The sequence below is a fragment of the Moraxella lacunata genome (genome assembly GCF_900453205.1).
Lineage (GTDB): Bacteria > Pseudomonadota > Gammaproteobacteria > Pseudomonadales > Moraxellaceae > Moraxella > Moraxella lacunata_B.
Genome location: NZ_UGQU01000003.1, coordinates 574,805 through 594,865 on the forward strand (window position 1 = coordinate 574,805; position 20,061 = coordinate 594,865).

General features: G+C 43.0%; 16 protein-coding genes and 1 pseudogene. 11 read left to right on the forward strand and 6 right to left on the reverse strand.

What is annotated here, in order from left to right; all coding sequences use genetic code 11:
• Positions 1-128 precede the first annotated feature (128 nt).
• The 6 genes from glyQ (at position 129) to DX073_RS11915 (ending at position 6,381) form a co-directional block, all read left to right on the forward strand.
• Entirely contained in the window at positions 129-1,079 is a 951-nt protein-coding gene (glyQ, locus tag DX073_RS11885; RefSeq protein ID WP_115008352.1) for a glycine--tRNA ligase subunit alpha, read from the forward strand.
• Complete coding sequence (locus tag DX073_RS11890; RefSeq protein ID WP_115008240.1) at positions 1,072-2,196, forward strand: hypothetical protein; 1,125 nt, start codon at positions 1,072-1,074, stop codon at positions 2,194-2,196. Before glyQ ends, DX073_RS11890 begins: the two co-directional genes overlap by 8 nt.
• Before the next feature lie 12 nt (positions 2,197-2,208).
• On the forward strand, positions 2,209-2,394 hold the full coding sequence (locus DX073_RS11895) for a hypothetical protein (RefSeq protein WP_115008241.1): 186 nt from the start codon (positions 2,209-2,211) through the stop codon (positions 2,392-2,394).
• Positions 2,388-2,936, forward strand: coding sequence for an acetyltransferase (locus DX073_RS11900; RefSeq protein ID WP_115008242.1), 549 nt, complete (start codon positions 2,388-2,390; stop codon positions 2,934-2,936). The genes DX073_RS11895 and DX073_RS11900 overlap by 7 nt, the downstream gene beginning before the upstream one ends.
• 29 nt (positions 2,937-2,965) lie before the next feature.
• Positions 2,966-5,059: a glycine--tRNA ligase subunit beta gene (gene glyS / locus DX073_RS11905; RefSeq protein WP_115008243.1), complete on the forward strand. Its 2,094-nt coding sequence runs from the start codon at positions 2,966-2,968 to the stop codon at positions 5,057-5,059.
• 308 nt (positions 5,060-5,367) lie between these two features.
• A complete protein-coding gene (locus DX073_RS11915; RefSeq protein WP_115008353.1) occupies positions 5,368-6,381 on the forward strand; it encodes a transposase in 1,014 nt (337 codons plus the stop codon).
• 233 nt (positions 6,382-6,614) lie between these two features.
• On the opposite strand, the gene glyA is transcribed toward DX073_RS11915, so the two are convergent.
• Positions 6,615-7,997 (reverse strand): serine hydroxymethyltransferase, encoded by a 1,383-nt coding sequence (gene glyA, locus DX073_RS11920; protein ID WP_115008245.1) that lies wholly within the window; start codon positions 7,995-7,997, stop codon positions 6,615-6,617.
• 125 nt (positions 7,998-8,122) lie between these two features.
• On the reverse strand, positions 8,123-8,584 hold the full coding sequence (locus DX073_RS11925; protein WP_115008246.1) for a chorismate--pyruvate lyase family protein: 462 nt from the start codon (positions 8,582-8,584) through the stop codon (positions 8,123-8,125).
• A 423-nt stretch (positions 8,585-9,007) separates the two neighbouring features.
• On the opposite strand from DX073_RS11925, the gene DX073_RS11930 reads away from it, so the two are divergent.
• The 4 genes from DX073_RS11930 (at position 9,008) to DX073_RS11945 (ending at position 14,689) form a co-directional block, all read left to right on the forward strand.
• The gene (locus DX073_RS11930) at positions 9,008-10,606 is read left to right on the forward strand and encodes an isocitrate lyase (protein WP_115008247.1); all 1,599 of its coding nucleotides are present in this window, start codon (positions 9,008-9,010) and stop codon (positions 10,604-10,606) included.
• 173 nt (positions 10,607-10,779) lie between these two features.
• Positions 10,780-11,694, forward strand: a complete 915-nt coding sequence (locus tag DX073_RS11935) for a hypothetical protein (protein ID WP_115008248.1) — start codon at positions 10,780-10,782, stop codon at positions 11,692-11,694.
• An 11-nt stretch (positions 11,695-11,705) separates the two neighbouring features.
• On the forward strand, positions 11,706-12,305 hold the full coding sequence (locus DX073_RS11940; protein WP_115008249.1) for a hypothetical protein: 600 nt from the start codon (positions 11,706-11,708) through the stop codon (positions 12,303-12,305).
• A 221-nt stretch (positions 12,306-12,526) separates the two neighbouring features.
• Positions 12,527-14,689: a malate synthase G gene (locus DX073_RS11945; RefSeq protein ID WP_115008250.1), complete on the forward strand. Its 2,163-nt coding sequence runs from the start codon at positions 12,527-12,529 to the stop codon at positions 14,687-14,689.
• Positions 14,690-14,856: 167 nt separating this feature from the next.
• On the opposite strand, the gene DX073_RS11950 is transcribed toward DX073_RS11945, so the two are convergent.
• From DX073_RS11950 to ffh, 4 genes and pseudogenes are all read right to left on the reverse strand, one after another.
• Positions 14,857-15,144, reverse strand: a complete 288-nt coding sequence (locus DX073_RS11950) for an HINT domain-containing protein (RefSeq protein WP_258556944.1) — start codon at positions 15,142-15,144, stop codon at positions 14,857-14,859.
• Between the two features lie 59 nt (positions 15,145-15,203).
• A complete protein-coding gene (locus DX073_RS11955) occupies positions 15,204-16,241 on the reverse strand; it encodes an IS110 family transposase (protein ID WP_258556830.1) in 1,038 nt (345 codons plus the stop codon).
• 284 nt (positions 16,242-16,525) lie between these two features.
• Positions 16,526-17,261, reverse strand: a pseudogene (locus tag DX073_RS15095) (LysE family transporter).
• A 297-nt stretch (positions 17,262-17,558) separates the two neighbouring features.
• Positions 17,559-19,112: a signal recognition particle protein gene (gene ffh, locus DX073_RS11970; RefSeq protein WP_029102218.1), complete on the reverse strand. Its 1,554-nt coding sequence runs from the start codon at positions 19,110-19,112 to the stop codon at positions 17,559-17,561.
• A 110-nt stretch (positions 19,113-19,222) separates the two neighbouring features.
• Here ffh and DX073_RS11975 point away from each other — a divergent pair, with 110 nt between their 5' ends.
• Positions 19,223-20,017, forward strand: coding sequence for a cytochrome C assembly family protein (locus DX073_RS11975; protein WP_181814448.1), 795 nt, complete (start codon positions 19,223-19,225; stop codon positions 20,015-20,017).
• The last annotated feature ends 44 nt before the right edge of the window (positions 20,018-20,061 follow it).

The window sequence follows — 20,061 nt, forward strand, 5'->3', positions numbered from 1 at the left end:
AACTCTTTAATCTGCTCTGTCATTCGCCATTTATCTGTAAAAATCTTAACAACTTAAAATTATAACCATTTTTTATCCTGTCCATTTGTGTTAAAATAACTCATTTACCAAAGCCAAAAGTGATGACCATGACACAAACATCAAAACAACCACTTACCTTTCAGCAAATTATCCTAACCCTACAAAACTACTGGGCAGAGCGTGGCTGCGTGGTCTTGCAACCTTATGACATGGAAATGGGGGCAGGGACGTTTCATACTGCCACATTTTTGCGTGCTTTGACGCCCGAAAAATGGAACGCTGCCTACGTTCAGCCGTCTCGCCGTCCCACAGACGGTCGTTATGGCGACAACCCCAACCGCTTGCAACATTATTACCAATTCCAAGTCGTCTTAAAGCCAAACCCTGCCAATATCCAAGAGTTGTATTTGGGCTCTTTGCAGGCGTTGGGTATTGATACACTAACCCATGACGTGCGTTTTGTGGAGGACAACTGGGAGAGTCCAACTTTGGGTGCGTGGGGGCTTGGCTGGGAAGTGTGGCTAAACGGCATGGAAGTTACCCAGTTTACCTATTTTCAGCAGGTGGGCGGGATTGAGTGTTTCCCTGTAACAGGCGAGATTACTTATGGCTTGGAACGCCTTGCCATGTACATTCAAGGCGTGGACAGCGTCTATGACCTTGTGTGGACGGACGGCGAGTTTGGGCGTGTAACCTATGGCGACGTGTTCCACCAAAACGAAGTGGAGCAATCTACCTATAATTTTGAATATGCAGACGTTGCCAAACTCTTTGAATTATTTGACTTTTATGAGCATGAAGCCGACCGTCTGGTGGGCGTAAATCTACCCCTGCCTGCCTATGAAATGGTATTAAAAGCAAGCCATACCTTTAACTTATTGGACGCTCGTGGGGCGATTTCGGTTACCGAACGCCAACGCTTTATCCTGCGTGTGCGGACATTGGCTCGTAAAGTGGCGGTCAGCTATGTACAAGCTCGTGCCAAACTGGGCTTTCCGCTTGCTGATGAAGCTCATAAAAAAGAAGCGTTGGAGAAGTGGTTGCCGAAAAATGACTAAAACAAAATTATATATAATGCAGGGCTTGTATGCAATCATTTGTGGATTGATACTTGCTACTGTCATTAAGGTATTTAAAGACTATGGCGATATTAGTCAATTCGTGATATATTCCATTGTGGCAACAATTCTAATTGTGGGCTATCCATTTTTCACATTTAGCATTTTTTTAAAATCTTGGGGTAGTAGTATAGAATGCACCTTAAAAGATGTGTATTGGATTGCAAAACACACACCAACAAATATTGCATTGCCCGATTTCTTGATAAAATGTTCAATTTTATTAACCTTAATTGCAATCGCATTTTCGGCTTGTTGGGCATTTATGCCAAATAATAAAATTGCACTAATGACAGTTACTATTGTTGTCTTGATATTGCAAAGTAGATTTTCAAACATTTTTGATAAATGGGTAAAATCACTATCTGACAACTTTCATATAGGATTGTTTGAATGCAATAAACACAAGATTGCAAAACACTTTTCAAATTATATGACCGAAAATTCTTTGAATGTGTTTTTGCAATTTTATGAACACCTACCTACACATTTAAGAAGAAAATATCCAAATATTGATGATATTGCTTTAATTGCAGGAATATCGGCATTATCAGGCAGTTGTTATCAGTGTTTTGAGATTAATAAAAGCTCTTTTTCAACCATTACTGCACCCAATGGGGATAGGTTGTATGATTATGACAATCCAATAGAAGTATTTCCAATGCAAATCTCAAAAAAACTTATGCCAATTAGGAGTTATTTATCGGAAGATAATCTAAAAGACATGGCTTTTGATATGCTAAAAATTAATAATGCAGTCAAAAGTTCTATTGGTAATGAAAAGTTTGGTGTGCCAACTTTAATGCGTCATTCAAATGAACAGCCACACCCATTAAAGATAGCAAAAGAAAATTTGGATTATTGCCAATCATTGATAAAAAGTGATTATCAAAATATGTCACAAGCCTTAATGATGTGTGCTTATTTGCTAAATCATAAAAATGTAATTTATAACAAGCCTTATTTGCAGGCAGATGATTTTGAAAAATTGGTTTTAGAAAGTGCTATTCCAGCGTCAAAAATTGATTTTGAACAATTAAAAACCAAACAATTTTAATAAGGATAAAAAATGAGCACCGCATCCTTTGATAAACAATTTATTGTGCGTGATAAAAAGGCGATTGAGCAATTTTTATATGATTTGGACAATGCCAAGCCGTCAAAACCAATCAATCTTGAACCCACACAAGATGAAATTGAGCAAAAAAATAAAGTATTGGCATTACTACAAAAGCGAATGAGTAAGTTATGCTAACTGTTATTGCATTGCAAGAATTATACAATGTGCAAGGTTATAATAAAGAGCAAGTACAACATTTATTAAAGGAATTTGCTTGTCCAAAAAATCCTGATGTAGAAAGATTTTTACATCAAAAAGCCTTACGATTTGAAGAAAGTCATAATGCCAGAACTTATTTGATTGCGTCCGAAAATGGCGAACTTTTGGCATATTTTTCACTATCATTTAAGGAAGTGGTTTTGCAAGTGGATAAAATAAGCAAATCTGAAATCAAAAATTTGGACGGCATTAATAAAAATGCTAATAAAATCCGAGTATTTTTGATTGGACAAATTGGTAAAAATAGTTTAATTACCAACAACCCCATTAAACTGGCAGATATTTTTAATGAAATTGAGAAAATATTATTAAAAGCCAAACAGTTAATTGGCGGCCGTGCGGTTATTTTAGAATGCCAACCGATTACCAAACTGCTTGATTTATATAGCCATCACGACTTTAAACAATTAGCCGTTGTGAATGATGATGAAATGCTAACCCTATATCGGGTTTTGTAATGTAAATTTTTAAATAAAAAGGTTAAATAATGAGCACAATCTTATTTGAACTTGGCACCGAAGAGTTGCCCCCAAAATCCCTAAAAACCCTACAAAATGCCCTATATGACCACGTCAAAACGGCATTGGGCGAGCAAAACATCGCTTTTGATGACATCAAGGCCTACTCTGCCCCACGCCGTTTGGCATTACTTATCAAAGGCGTGGGCGACTATCAGCCCGACCGCACCGAAACCAAAAAAGGTCCAAACATCAAGGCAAGTTTTGATGCTGACGGCAATTTATCTCGTGCAGGGCAGGGCTTTTTGCAGGGGCTTAACGCAAACGGTCTAAACCTTACCAAAGACGATTTAATCACAATCAGCGACAAAAAAGGCGAATACATCGCTTACGAGCTTACCATTAAGGGCGAGAAAGTTACCGACCTGATGCCAAGCCTTATCCAAAAGGCGTTGGACGACTTGCCGATTGCCAAACGTATGCGTTCTGGGGCGAGTAAGGACGAGTTTGTCCGCCCTGTACAATGGGTGGTACTCATGGCGGACGATACCGTCATTCCTGCACGCATTTTAGGGCATGACACAGGCAGACAGTCTCGTGGTCATCGTTATCACGCCCCTGATTTTTTTGTGATTGACCATGCTGAGCATTATGAAAGCCTGCTTGCCGAGCGGTTTGTGGTGGCGGATTTTGCCAAACGCCAAGCGGACATTGTTGCCCAAGTCCAAAAACTCTCCGATGAAATCGGTGCGACCGCCATTGTCCCTGATGACTTACTTGACGAAGTTACCGCCCTTGTGGATTATCCTGTTGCCCTGCGAGCCAGTTTCCCCGAGCGTTTCTTAGCCGTTCCTCAAGAAGCCCTTATCAGCACCATGCAAGCCGACCAAAAATATTTTTGTCTCACGGACGATAACGGCAAGCTAAAACCCAACTTTATCTTTATCAGCAACATTGACAGTAAAGATAAATCTGCGGTGATTTTGGGCAATGAAAAAGTGGTACGCCCACGCCTGTCGGACGCTGAATTTTTCTTTTTGCAAGACCAAAAACGTCCACTTGCCGACTTTGCCGAAACCCTAAAAACCCGAGTGTTCCAAGACAAACTTGGCACGATTTGGGAAAAAGGTGAGCGTATCGCCAAATTGTCCGCCTTTATCAGCGAAAACTTGCGTCCGCATGGTTGGGACGTGCCGACCGATGACGTGGTGCGAGCGGGGATTTTGGCGAAGGCGGATTTGGCGACCACGTTGGTGGGCGAATTCCCCGAATTGCAAGGCATTGCAGGGACATATTACGCCCACAAATCAGGCGAAAAAGCGGACGTGGCGAACGCCATTAGCGAGCAATACCTGCCAAAATTTAGTGGCGATGAATTGCCAAAAACGCCAATTGGTGTCGCCCTTGCCTTGTCTGACCGCCTAGACACTTTGGTGGGGATTTTTGGCATTAACGAAGCTCCGACAGGCTCAAAAGACCCATTTAGCCTAAGACGAGCAAGCATTGGCATTTTGCGTATTTTGATTGAAAATAAATTGCCATTAAACCTAGCAAGCCTTGTCGGTGAAGCCATTAAAAATTATGGCAATAAAATCAACAACATGAGCGAGACTTTTAATGCCGTCATGGAATTTGTCAGCTCACGCTATCGTGCCATGTACACCGAGCAGGGCGTGAATGTGGACACCATTCAAGCGGTGCAAGCGATAAATCCGCACATGCCCCTTGATTTTGATGAGCGTATCCGTGCGGTGCAGGCGTTTCGCGCGTTGCCACAGGCACAGGTGCTGGCAGAAAATAACAAACGTGTTGCCAATATCCTTGCCAAAGCCGACAACGTGGGCGAGAATGTAGATGAGAGCCTATTGACCGAGACGGCAGAAAAGGCATTGTATCAGGCGATTTTGAGTGCCAAAGAGACGGTAAAGCCCTTACAGGATAAGGCGGATTATCAAGGGGTATTGACCGCCTTGACCGCCTTGGCAAGCCCATTGACCGACTTTTTTGACAACGTCATGGTAAATGCCGATGACGAAAACCTAAAAAACAACCGCCTAGCTTTGCTTGGACAGGTGCGTACGCTGTTTTTGAGCGTGGCGGATATTGGGGTATTGCAAGGTTAATTTCAAATTTGGTATTGTTAATTGACTATACCTTTGGGTAGATTTGTAGGGGTAAATTGCAATTTGCCCTGTGATAAAATGTTGATTTTTGGGCGAATGTGATTTGCCCCTTGTATATCCAAAATAAGATATAATAAGCCAACCCACTTATCTGTCTTTCGTTTCGCCCCTAGAATATGGCATTGACTGACTTTATACTCAAATGCCTGTTGTTCGTTTTGTAGCATTGAAACCAGATAAGCACCCATCAACAACAACCGTACAGTTGCCAGTTTAACATCCGAATGCAAGGCAGGTTTATGATGAGTATGAAATCAGCAAGCAATGAGTTAGACAAACGCTATGTTCACTTTGTTGGCATTGACATCGCCAAAAAGAGCTTTGTGCTTGCCACTTCATTATCACCCAAAACCAAAAACTATGATAACACAGCACAAGGCATTGACCAAGCCATCTGTTTTATCAAAGATGAACAAACACAATGCGATAATGGCAAAACCTTAGTGGTTCTAGAAAGTACAGGTGGACTTGAAGTGCCCCTTGCCAAAGCCTTATGTTTGGCAGGCATTTGTGTCATGATTGCCAATCCAAGACAAACACATCAATTTGCCAAATCACAGTCCTTAACCAAAACAGATAACAAAGACGCTAAAATGCTTGCTTTTTATGCCAAAGTGATGGCACAAAGAGATGATTTAGCCACCTTGCTTTATTGTCCACCCAGTCAAAGCCAAGAGTTATTAACCGCATTGATTAACAGACGCAATCAATTTGTCCAAATGTGTACGGCTGAGAAAAACCGCTTAGAGCAATCTCATCACAGTCAAGTGGGCAGCATTCAAGCTCATATTGCTTATCTAACAGAGCAAATTCATGAGCTTGACAAGCAAATCAAAACCCATCTTGATGATGATAATCACCCAGACCTAAAACAAACCAGCAGTGTCATTCAAAGCATCAAAGGTGTTGGACAAACCACTACAGCCACCTTGTTGGCAATGCTGCCTGAGCTTGGCACAATTTCACACAAACAACTGGCTAGTCTTGTGGGTGTTGCCCCACACCCCAAACAAAGTGGAGAGACTAAGTTTAAAGGTCTGTGTCAAGCAGGGCGACCAGAAGTGCGTAAGGCACTGTACATGGCAACCTTAGTAGCTACTCGCTTTGATGAGAAAATCAAAACCTTCTATCAAAGATTAAGAACCAATGGCAAGCCCTTCAAAGTTGCCATTGTTGCCTGTATGCACAAACTACTAACCATTTTAAATGCACGGGTAAGAGATGAGTTAAAAGCCAACACTAATCTGGTTATTGCAAATTAACTTTTTTTACCTTTGCGTAAGGCTTTTGTATTGCACTTTGATGGGGAGTGGAATACAGTTGCTACACGTCCAAATTTTAAAATGTATTTTTATTGAACAATACCTTAAATTTTAGCGGTAGAGTGTGTCCCACGCACCTTTTAAATGAAAATCTTATTGGTGTGCAATATTAACCTTTAAACAGCAAAAAATCCGCCCTATGGTATCATCATAGGGCGGATTTTGTTTAGCACTTATTTTTGATTGATTTTTGCCATGGCTTTTTCATAAAACTCATTGAATTTGTCTTTGGCGGTGTGGACAAATTCGCTGTCGGCTTGCTCGTCAATCATGTCGCTGATTTTGGAGAACAGCTCTTTGGTTTTTGATTTTTGATAAACGGGCAGTCTTTGGCAAACTTCGGCGACTTTGGCACGCACTTCGCCGATAACTTTTTCATCGCCTTTGGCGTCCAAAATATCGCATACCCAGCCAGCCAGCTCCACGCACTCAGCTTCTTTAAAACCACGAGTGGTAACGGCAGGTGTACCAAGGCGGATACCGCTTGTTACAAAGGGCGATTTGGGGTCGTTTGGCACGGAGTTTTTGTTCACGGTAATGTGAGCGTCCCCAAGCCATTTGTCTGCTTCTTTGCCTGTAATGCCTTGCTTGATAAGGCTGATGAGCATAAGGTGGTTTTCGGTACCGCCAGACACCACGTCATAGCCACGAGCGATAATCGTGTCCGCCATGGCTTTGGCGTTTTTGACGACTTGTTGTTGATATTCTTTGTACTCATCGCTCATTGCTTCTTTAAAGCATACCGCTTTGGCGGCAATGGCGTGCATTAGGGGGCCGCCTTGCGTACCAGGGAAGACGGCTGAGTTGAGTTTTTTCTCAATCTCTTCGTTGGCTTTGGCAAGGATAAGACCCGAGCGAGGGCCACGCAAGGTTTTGTGGGTGGTGGTGGTCGTTACGTCCGCAATCTGCACGGGGTTCGGGTACACGCCTGCCGCCACAAGCCCTGCCACGTGTGCCATATCTACCATAAGATACGCACCGACTTCATCGGCAATCTCACGAAACTTTTGCCAATCCATGACTTGACTATATGCCGAAAAGCCAGCGATAATCATCTTGGGCTTATGCTCACGGGCTAGGCGAGCCACTTCATCATAATCAATCAAGCCGTCATCGGTAATGCCATAATGCACGGCATTATACGTTTTGCCCGAGAACGACACGCTTGCTCCATGTGTCAGATGTCCGCCGTGGGCAAGGCTCATGCCAAGCACGGTGTCGCCTGCTTCTAGTAGAGCAAGATACACCGCACTGTTGGCGTTAGAGCCTGAGTGTGGCTGTACGTTGGCATAGTCCGCCCCAAACAGCTCTTTGGCACGGTCAATGGCAATCTGCTCAATCACATCAACGTGCTCACAACCGCCATAATAGCGTTTGTTAGGGTAGCCTTCGGCATATTTGTTGGTTAGGTTTGAGCCTTGGGCTGCCATGACGGCAGGGGAGCAGTAGTTCTCACTGGCGATGAGCTCAATATGGTCTTCTTGACGCTCGCCTTCGGCATCAATGGCGGTGGCAATCTCGGGGTCAATGGCGTGTAGGGAGATGTCTTTGAACATGGTGGTAATTCCTATATTAGGTAAAAGGTGTTATAAGTGTAGCATATTTTAATGAAAATAACAGGGGTATTTTGGCATCAGAAGTGATAAATAGGTCACAATCATACCAAGATACTAGCCGATTATCAATTTGAAAAATCTGTTAAAAACACTTCCTGCACCAACACCACTCGCCCTTGCCAATCATAAACCGTATTTCGCCCCCAATATCCATTGCAACTGTCAAAAAAGTAAGTACGAGCATGGGGTAGATTTTTGTTGTGCTTAAACATGACATAGCCAATCGGCGTGCGTTTTAAATGACGTAGGCGTTTGGCATTACCGACTAGGCTTGTCAAAGGGAATACGCTTTTGGCACGTACCCACGCTTTATCATCATCGCCAAACAGCTCCACTTCCCGCACCCATGCAAGGGCAGGGCGGTGGACGGGCAATCCCAACAGCTTTTTGGTGGTAAAGTCAATCATTTGATGACCTTCACGTATCACATTCACACGCAAGGCTTGCCCTGCTTGCTGTTCTAATAAGGCGGTGAGCGAGCCGTGAGAATACAGATAAGGAGCTAGGGTGGTAGGTGGTGTGGTCATGATAAAATCGTGTGAAATTTGGCAAATTTTAGCACAAAATGACCAATGTAGGGGCGAGATGGGGCGATTTTTGAGATGTTTTGTTACAATTTGGCAGATTTTTCAAAAAATTTTTATAAAAAATCAAACATCATCATCAAGACAATTTATATACCCTATTTTGATAAAATCACCCCACTTTTCAAAGGGTTATCGCTTTGCTTGTCTTAATTATCATCAATTTTTATAATGAAAAAACCAATATCATTTTTTTTAAAAATAGTCATAATTTAAGCAGACTATTGGATAAATGCCAAACTTTTGGGTATGCTAGGCACATGAAAAACAAACGAGCAATACAGATGGTTTTGCATTGCTTTTTTCATAAGTTGGCAGTTTTGTCATTCACGGTCCTAGACCCATGAACCTATAAGGAAAATTCTCATGACTTACCAATCCGCCCTAGAACACGTTCGTAACGTTAAAGCCAAATTAGGTGGCACTTGGGACACTATCCGCCCAGAAGACGCCGCTCGCATGATTGTCCAAAACCGCTTCAAAACAGGTCTTGACATCGCCAAATACACCGCAAGCATTATGCGTAAAGATATGGCGGAATATGACGCTGACAACTCCAAATACACCCAATCACTAGGCTGTTGGCATGGTTTTATCGCCCAACAAAAAATGATTGCCAACAAAAAATACTTCGGTACCACCAATAAACGCTACATCTACCTATCAGGCTGGATGGTTGCCGCCCTTCGCTCTGAGTTTGGCCCACTACCTGACCAATCTATGCACGAAAAAACTGCTGTGCCAAAACTGATTGAAGAGATTTACACGTTCTTACGCCAAGCAGATGCCAAAGAGCTAAACGACTTGTTCCGTGCCTTACAAAAAGCCGAGCAAGCAGGTGATACCGCTAAGGTAAAAGAGCTGGAAAGCCAAATTGACAATTTTGAAACTCACGTTGTGCCAATCATCGCTGACATTGACGCAGGTTTTGGTAACGAAGAAGCCACTTACCTACTTACCAAGCAAATGATTGAAGCAGGTGCGTGTGCCATTCAAATTGAAAACCAAGTCTCAGATGCCAAGCAGTGCGGACACCAAGCAGGTAAAGTTACCGTACCACACGAAGACTTCCTAGCCAAAATCAATGCCGTGCGTTATGCGTTCTTAGAATTGGGCGTGGACGAGGGCGTGATTGTCGCTCGTACCGACTCAGAAGGTGCTGACCTTACCCAAAAAATCCCTGTAAGCCGTGAACCTGGTGATTTGGCAAGCAAGTACATCAGCTACCTAGAAACCACCGAGATTGATATTTCAGAAGCCAAAGAAGACGAAATCCTTATCAAGCGTAATGGTAAGCTTCACCGCCCAACTCGCTTGCCATCAGGTCTATACCAGTTCCGTGAAGGCACACAGCACGACCGTGTTGTCCTTGACTGCGTAACCAGCTTGCAAAACGGTGCGGACATGATTTGGATTGAGACCCCAACCCCAGACGTGGCAGGCATTGCAAGTTTTGTTAATGACATCAAAAAGCAAGTGCCAGATGCCAAATTGGTGTACAATAACTCACCGTCATTTAACTGGACAATCAACTTCCGCCAACAAGCCTATGACCGCTGGGTTGCCGAAGGTCGTGATGTGTCGGGTTACGACCGTGCTAAACTGATGGACGCTCAGTATGACGATAGCGAGCTTGCTCGTGATGCGGACGAAAAAATCCGTACTTTCCAAGCAGACGCTGCCCGTGAAGCAGGTGTGTTCCATCACCTCATCACGCTACCGACTTACCACACCGCCGCCCTTTCTACGCATGAATTGGCAAAAGGTTACTTCGGCGATGAAGGAATGCTTGCGTATGTGGCTGGCGTACAGCGTAAAGAGATTCGTGGCGGTATCGCTTGCGTGAAACACCAAGCCATGGCAGGTTCTGACATTGGCGATGACCACAAAGAGATTTTCTCTGGTGAAAACGCCCTAAAAGCTGGTGATGCTAGTAAGAACACGATGAACCAGTTTGGTGGTTAATGCCGTTGTAATACATTGATATTAAAAGAATGTTTTAATATCAAAACCCAAAACGGTGTTTGAAATCCAAGCACCGTTTTGGCAAACCAATAGAAAGTTGAGGTTATTCATCAGTTGGAAAATCAAACTTGGCAAAAAGATTTTATTCATTTTTTTGTTAATGGAGTAAAAATATGGACATAACTCATCTTGCCAAAATCTTATTTTGTGCAACAGCGTTGTTCATACCCACAGTTAGCTCTGCTTTGTCCTATGCCGTTCCAACTGTCTCTGTTCAAAATGTTGCCACAGCAATTCGTATGACAGGTGCTACACTTGCCGTTTCGGTAGCTGTCAAACAATTACTAAAAGGTGTTGACTTTGTAATGGATCCTGAAAATAATCAGGCACGAAGCAAGGAGAAGGTGGATTACTGCTCACATGGTGGTACTCCCTGCGTCAATACGCCAGAAGAGGCAGTAAAATATGCAATGCAAAGCGATTTTGCCGTGCATTGGAAATATCCATTTAAGGGATGTAAACTTGACCCTAAGCAGGGTAATGGCACAATCAACTGCACCTTTGAAAAAGATGGTGATATTAGAACGGTTGCCTTTTTTAGTTTTAATACAATCGTAAAATCAGCCAGTTATGAAGAGATTGCAGAACAGATAATTGCTAATGCAAAAAATGGAGACAAAGAAGCCATTGCATACCTGCAATCAGTTGTAAATCAAAACAAACTAAAACCGAGTGTACCTGCCAATCCACCAAAAGATGAAACAAAGCCTGATGTTAAGCCGAAGCCTGCGAATCCGCCCAAACTCCTCAATCCACCCAAGAAAAAGGAGGACAAAAATGAAACCGATAATGCACCAACCAAAGCAGAGTGCAATACAGCCATTAAAATTTTGGAGCAATATGAAAGACTTTCCAGTAAAAGCGGTTCAAGATTGTCCCCAAAAAGAATACAAGAGTTGAATGCTAAGCGAGATTTGAGAACAATTACCATATATGATTTACCTGCTAGTCTTAGAAGTAAATTTCCCGCAAGATTCTTAGGTATGACACTCTCAGAAATTCGTGCAGTATGCAGTAAGGCAAGATAAGGAGCCAATCAATGACTCAAAATTTATTTGATAATATTCACATTGCTAACAAAAGTTATCAAGAATTATTGGATTTATTTAATATCAACATTCAAGATGACTGCGACTATTATCCCATTATTGCTTATCATTTATTAAAAAATAATGAACAAAACATTATTGATAACTTTGAAAATTTTAATGATGTACAAAAAGTGGCGATTATAGACGCTTTTGGATTTTTTGATAATATTAGCAATAACGCACAAGATTTTTTATTAAGTTTTTTAGACAGTAAAAATAATAATTTTACCTTTTCTGCCATTTTATCACTAAAAAATAAAGAAAATTATTATAGTGATTTAATAGAAAAATTCTTATATTCTGATGATGTGATGATAAAAAATTCCGCCATTCAATATTTTGCAAAAAAGAAAGGACTATTATTTAAAGACGAATTAAGGAAATTGTTAAATGATAAAAATGAGTTTATTAGAGAAGTCGCATTGGACGAATTAGATGATTTGGACGATGAGGATTTGATAAATGACGCATTATATTGCCTAAATGATAATAGTGAAAGCGTCAAAGATTTGGCAAATTATATTGTTAATAGATTAAAACAATCTTAATAATATACAACAATGATTTTGATAATATATTATTGAGTGCCATTTATGCAAAAGCAAGATAACCCAGTCCTACACGCCTTGTTATTATCTCATCTTGTCCATTTTATATTATGAAAGTGGAAGTGGTTCTCTAACAAAAAAGTTTACACCTGTTTGTCAATCCCTCAATGCCAACCTTTTAATTAACCCAATTTATTTTTTAACTTTGTGAGGAAAAAATTATGCCCACCACCCGCATTCAAAAAAACACCCTTGCCATTGATAAAATTCTTTATGATTTTATTGAAAATGAAGCCCTGCCTGTCGCCAAACTTGACAGCGATACTTATTGGAAAAATTTTGAGCAGGTCGTTCTTGATTTGACCCCAAAAAACAAAGCCCTGCTTGCTCGCCGTGATGAACTGCAAGCCAAGATTGACGATTGGCACAAAAACAACGCCTATGAATTGTCATCTTACAAAAATTTCTTGACCGAAATCGGTTATCTTGAACCCGAAGTTGCCGATTTTGAGATTAGCACCCAAAACGTGGACGATGAGATTGCCACTATTGCAGGGGCTCAGCTTGTCGTGCCTGTGCGTAACGCCCGCTATGCCCTAAATGCAGGTAACGCCCGTTGGGGGTCGCTCTATGATGCGTTGTACGGTTTTGACGTAATCCCTGAGACAGACGGAGCTGAAAAAGGCAAGGGCTATAACCCTGTGCGTGGGGCGAAGGTTGTGGCATTTGCCAAAAATTTTCTTGATGAAACCTTTCCCCTAGCGGACGGCTCGCACGCTGATGTAACGGCTTATAGTATTGAAAATGGTCAATTATCCGCCAAAATTGACGATAAAGTAACCACTTTAACCGAAAATAAAGTGGTTGGCTACAATGGTACGCCTGACAATCCTAGCGAAATTATCCTAAAAAACAACGGCTTACACGTCATTATCCAAATTGACCCAAATAGCCCAATTGGCAAAGACGACAAAGCAGGGGTTAAGGACGTGGTGCTAGAATCTGCCGTTACCACCATTCAAGACCTAGAAGACTCTGTGGCGGCGGTAGATGCCGAAGAAAAAGTAGAAGGCTATCGCAACTGGCTTGGGCTTATGAAAGGCGATTTGTCCGAAACCTTAGAAAAAAATGGCAAAACCATTACCCGCACCCTAAACGCTGACCGCACTTATACTGACCTAAATGGCAATGCCCAAACCCTGCACGGGCGTTCGGTCATGCTACTTCGTAATGTAGGGCATTTGATGACGAACCCTGCTATCCTAGTGGGTGGCGAAGAGATTTTTGAAGGGATTATGGACGCACTTATCACGCCCATGCTCTCTGCCATTGACATTCGTGGTGAGAATACCTTGTGCAACTCTCGCACAGGCTCCATGTATATCGTTAAGCCAAAAATGCATGGCTCGGAGGAAGTGGCATTTGCTGTTGAGCTGTTCTCTCGTGCCGAAGAAGCGATTGGCTTGCCCAAAAATAGCCTAAAAATGGGCATCATGGACGAAGAGCGTAGAACGTCCGCCAACCTTAAAAACTGTATCGCCCAAGCTCGTGAGCGGACGATTTTTATTAACACAGGCTTTATGGACAGAACAGGCGATGAGATTCACACCGCCATGCACGCAGGGGCGTTTGTGCGTAAGGGCGAGATTAAGGGGCAGACGTGGTTTGGGGCGTATGAAGAACGTAACGTCTCAATCGGTCTAAAAGCAGGACTGCGTGGCAAAGCCCAAATCGGTAAAGGCATGTGGCCTAAGCCTGATGAGCTTGCTGATATGTATCGCACCAAGATTGAACACCCAGAGGCGGGGGCAAACTGTGCATGGGTACCGTCTCCAAGCGGTGCGGTGATTCACGCCATTCATTATCACAAATGCAATGTAATGAGTCGCCAAGAAGAGCTTGCACGCCTTGCCACGCCTAGTCTTGATGACCTTTTGACCATTCCACTTGCCACCGACACAAGCTGGACAGCGGACGAAAAACGCCGTGAACTTGAAAACAACTGCCAAGGCATTTTGGGCTATGTGGTGCGTTGGGTTGATTTGGGCGTGGGCTGTTCCAAAGTGCCTGACATTAACAATGTCGGCTTGATGGAAGACCGTGCTACCTTGCGTATCTCATCTCAGCACGTCGCCAACTGGCTCGCTCACGGTATCGTAACTGCCGATGAAGTTTGGGACACCCTAAAACGCATGGCAAAAGTCGTGGACGAGCAAAACGCATCTGACCCTGCTTATCGTCCGATGTCGGCTGACTTTGACAATAACATTGCCTTTAATGCGGCGGCGGATTTGATTTTTAAGGGAGCGACCGAGCCGTCTGGCTATACCGAACCACTGCTACACAAGGCACGATTAAAGCTAAAAGGCTATCAGGGCGATTGATAGGCTGATAATGGTAAAAGAAAACCCCAAATTAGTTTGGGGTTTTTGGGTTTTTTGGTAAATGGTAGTTGCCATAGACAGTAGGGTGCGTAGTACGCACCAATAAGATTTTTCACTTAAAAGGTGCGTGGTACGCACCCTGCCACTATCTACGTCTAAACTATGACCTATTTGCAGGGCACCCCATCAGACAACCACAATACTTTGGTAAAAAAGAATGGACTGGTGGGGTGAGTTTGGGGGTGGAGTTTTAATTCACAACAATCTGCATTATGCACCCATACACCCAATCTACCCACATGATAGGTGTGAAAGTCATCTACTTCAATGTTGTAGACGGTATCGGTGTGGTTTGGAATAAGAAATTGGCTTAATACTTCTACTTCTTGATTATTTCTATCAAGCAGTATCATCCCTTGTTCTAGTAAAGACGCTTTTAGCCAGTTCCGTAGCAACTGTATCCCTAAAGAATACAGTACCACCAACCCTCATTAACTTTGTTGGCTTGTGGATGTTACTTAACGCTAAGATTAAGATGATAATCCGCTTGCCAAACACTGTCATTTCTAACAATGGCGTTAATGACGATTAGGAGTTTACGCATACAAGCGTTGATGGCAACTTTAAAGGGTTTGCCTTTGCCTATCAAACGCTCATAAAACTGTTTAAATTTGGGTTCATATTGTCTTGCCACATTGGTGGCATTGTATAAGACATTACGAACCGATTGCCTACCCCCTTTGCAATGGCTCTTGTATTTAAGTGTGCCACTTTCTTTGGGGTGTGGGGCAACGCCCACTAAGGAGGCGATTTCTTTATTGCTTAATGTACCAAGTTCAGGTAACATTGACATCAAGGTAGCGACAGTAACACCACCAATCCCCTTGATGTCTTTAAACTTTTTTGTGGTGTCATCAAAATGTTTGCTTAGGGTGTCGATGTCTTGTTCTAACTTAGCAATCTGTTCATCAAGGTAAGCAATGACTTGTTTAACACTCTCAAGCTGACTTTGATGAATTTGCCAAATACGGTTCTTTTCTTGTACACGCATTGCCACAAGCTGATGACGGCGTACTACCAATGCCTCTAAGCGTTCTTGCTCTTCGCTTGGTGGGACATAGAGCAAATGAGTAAGTTTGCTCTCATCAAGACTTAAAAACTTGGCATAAAGAGCAAGCATTTTGGCATCTTGGTTATCTGTCTTAGCATTAGAATAAGACTTAGCAAACTGGCTGGTTTTATTAGGATTGGCAATCACCACATTAAAGCCTGATTGATACAGGGCTTTGGCAAGGGGGATTTCTAATCCGCCTGTACTTTCAAGTACTACCAAAGCTAGGTTTGTGCCTGCATTGGTATTAAGATAAGCCATCGCTTGTTTGATGTCGCCCCCAGTGTTTGAAAAGGTTTTGGTTTTATCCTTACAAGAAAGTGATACCACAAAGACCTTTTTGCCCACATCAATGCCACAGTAAATGGGTTCATTGGGCTTGTTCGCTACATTGGTTTTGGTTTGCTTGGTATTTTTGGTTTGTTTAGCATTATTCATCATTAACCTGCCTTGTATTCGGTTTAGAGTCTATCAACTGTACGGTTTTGATTGATGAAAGGTTATCCACTCTTAAAGCTACGACACGAACTTAATCTTGGGTGGTTGCCCTTATGGTTCTAAGGTGCGTACAAGATGTGGATAACGGGTTTTTGCTTATTATACCTTAAAAGGGGGTATACAAAGGTGTGTACCACGCACCTTTTAAATAAAAAAGCACATTAGTGTGTCATACGTATTACTATCTAGTTAAATCATGGTTTTATTAGGTTTGTCAAAAACCCAAATCACAACTTTGCCAACCACAAATTCACCCCAAACCCAATAAATAAACACCCCACGCCAAACATTGCCAAAGTCATGACAATCGGGCGAGAGCTAAAGACATCGGCAAGTTTTTTGCCACTAAATACCAAAAGGAGCAAATATAAAAAGCTGACAAGTTGCAAAATCACCGCCAGCACAAAAAACGTCAAAAACGGCTTATCATAAGTCGGGCTGACAAATTGCACAAAAAATGAGGTATTGTTAATTGAGTATACTTTTCTAGAAAGCCGTTCGTGGTGAGCTTGTCGAACCATAACGGTTTTCCTAGACTTCGACAAGCTCAGTCCGAACGGAAAACCTTAAAATCTATCTTTATTTAACAATACCAAAAATGACAAGAAAAACAAAATCGCCTTGGGGTTGGTAAGACTTAATGATAGCGAGCGGTAAAAGTAATTTTGGGATTGGACTTTGGGCGGATTAAAACTTTTACCCGCAATCGCATGGCGGTTTTTGAAGGTGTGATACGCTCCGATGATAAGCCGTGTCCCCAGATACGCCAAATAGCACCCACCGATGAGCTTGATGACATCAAACACCGCAGGATAGAGTTTGAGTAGTGTCCCCGCTCCAAAGACGGTTGCTAGGATTAAAAGCGTATCACCAAGCAAAATCCCTGCCATCGCCTTAGCACCTGCTTGCCTGCCTTGACTTGCTGACATCGACAAGCGGTAAGGCTGTTTAAATGATGACAATTACGTCAGCAAGGTAGAAGACTAAGTTCTGTGAAGTTGTGAATTAAAGAATAAGTACACAAAACTTAGTCCTTAGTGGATACAGCTGGCTTTACCAACCTAACCTTTGATCTTGTGTCTAAGTTTTGGATTGGTTCATTTTTCGGTTTTTTTTGTGTGTGTATTGGGGCGTGCTGAACATTGATAATATTTTATAAAAATAAGATAAAACTTATTGTTTTGTCAATTTTTGCATGAAAAATGACTATCCGACCGCTTAATTATGCAAATACCAATATTCAACACGCCCCAGGCAAGACTAAAAACGCTTTTTAAACTTACCGCCCATCGCATTACTGGCATTTTGTAACTCGTTCATTTTTTGGCGAACTTGCTCTTCACTCATGCCTAGATTGATGGTGCTGGGGTCTACACCCATCTCATGAATGTCACTGGTCATTTTGGCAAATTCTTGTTGTTTGTTACCGCCAAACAAAGGACCGCCACCGCCGCCAGACATGCCACGAGTCAGCCCTTGCACCGCTTTCATCATTTTCTCGATACCATCGGGACGACTAATCATTTTCATCATTTTTGCCATCTGCTTATGCTGTTTTAGCAGGGCATTGACGTCTTGGATTTGTTTGCCCGAACCTGCGGCGATGCGACGTTTACGGCTAGGGGTGATTTTGTCGGGATTTTGGCGTTCAAAGGGTGTCATGGAGTGAATGAGTGCTTCCATTTCTTTGACTTTCTCTTCGGGTTTGGCTTGGGCGAGTGCGTCTTGGATATTTGCCCCGCTCATGCCTGGCATTTTGTCCAAAAATCCTGCCATGCCCCCCATGTTTTTCATCTGTTGGAACTGGGTCAATAAGTCTTCTAAGTCAAACTCACCGCCTTTTTGGATTTTTTTCGCCATGCGTTCGGCTTTGTCACGGTCGATTTTGTTTTCAACTTCTTCGACCAATGACAACACATCCCCCATGCCAAGAATACGCTGGGCGATACGCTCGGGGTGGAACAGCTCCAAGGCTTCTAGTTTTTCGCCACGACCCAAAAATTTAATGGGCTTGCCAGTAATCACACGCACGGACAAAGCGGCACCGCCACGAGCGTCACCGTCTGTTTTGGTCAAAATCACGCCTGTTAGGGGCAGAGCGTCGTTAAAGGCTTTGGCGGTGTTGGCGGCGTCTTGACCAGTCATTGAGTCCACGACAAACAAGGTCTCGGTAGGATTAACAGCAGCGGTTAGCTCTTTGATTTCGGTCATCATCGCTTCATCAATGGCAAGGCGACCTGCGGTGTCGATGATGAGAATGTCAGCAAACTGGATTTTGGCTTGTTCAATGGCACGATGAGCGATGTCAATCGGATTCTCGTTCACGCTCGATGGCACGAACATTGCCCCCACTTGCCCTGCGACAAATTCAAGCTGATTAATTGCGGCAGGGCGATACACGTCTGCCGACACGAGCATGACTTTTTTCTTTTGTTTGTCTTGTAGGAACTTGGCAAGTTTACCTGCGGTGGTGGTCTTACCCGCCCCTTGCAAGCCTGCCAGTAGATAGACCACAGGCGGTTTGCCCGTCATCTCTAAGCCTTGGTTTGCCGAACCCATCATCTCGGTCAGCTCGTCATAGACGATTTTGACAAAGGCTTGACCAGGGGCGAGTTCTTTTAGTACTTCTTGCCCGAGGGCTTGTTCTTTGACTTTGGCGACAAAATCACGAGCCACAGGCAGTGCCACGTCCGCTTCTAGGAGTGCCATACGCACTTCACGCAAGGTGTCTTTGATGTTGTCTTCGGTTAGGGTGCTTTGACCTGCTAGTTTATGAAGTGTGCCAGAGAGTCGTTCGGTTAAGGTGTCAAACATGATGAGTTCCAAAAAATTAATAGAAAAATTTGGGTTATTTTATGCTAAATTTAAAAATTATGCTATTATTATTGCATATTTTGTACCAATTTTATGATAAAGGGGTGGTTGTGTTCGTTTTATACCTGATTGGCGTGATGATTTATGCAGGGGTGGGGCTTCATCTGTATCACGCTTTGGTTAAAAATAAGCCAATTTTTAAGACCGCCACGTTATCCGCCCTAACCATCGCCATCATCTTGCATGGCGTGATACTCGCCCCACAAATCATCACGCTCTATGGGCTTAATTTTAACATTTTTAACGTCCTTAGTCTAACAGGGCTGTTCTGCCTTATCTTTTTTGTGCTGTTTAGTCTGTATCGCCCCATTTTGAGCCTAGGCGTGCTTGCCGTGCCGACCGCCATTATTGGCATGAGTTTTGGCGAGTTTGGGCAAGCCCCGTATCAGCCGATTACTGACATGAACATGGGGCTACAAACACACATCCTGCTGTCGTTTGGGGCGTACTGCGTGCTAATGATGGCGTGCGTGCAAGCGGTGATTTTGCGACTACAAATCCGTGAATTAAAGCACCAGACGATACACCGCTTTTGGGTTGCCAAACTGCCGTCTTTGCAGAGCATGGAGAGCCTGCTGTTTGATATGATACTCATGGGTTTTGTGATTTTAAGTGTTGCCATTGGGCTTGGGCTTGTGACCACTTATGACATCATGACTCAGCATGTGGCACATAAGCTCGTGTTTAGTGTGCTGTCGTGGCTCGTGTTCGGGGTGTTCATTGCGGGGCATTACCGTTTTGGCTGGCGAGGCAAAAAAGCGTCCAATTTTGCCATTTATGGCTTTATCCTGCTTGCCATTGGGTTTGTGGGGTCAAAGGTGGTGTTGGAGCTGATTTTAAAATAAAATGCGTGCAGGAGCAGACCATATTTAGCTAATCAAAGCCTGAT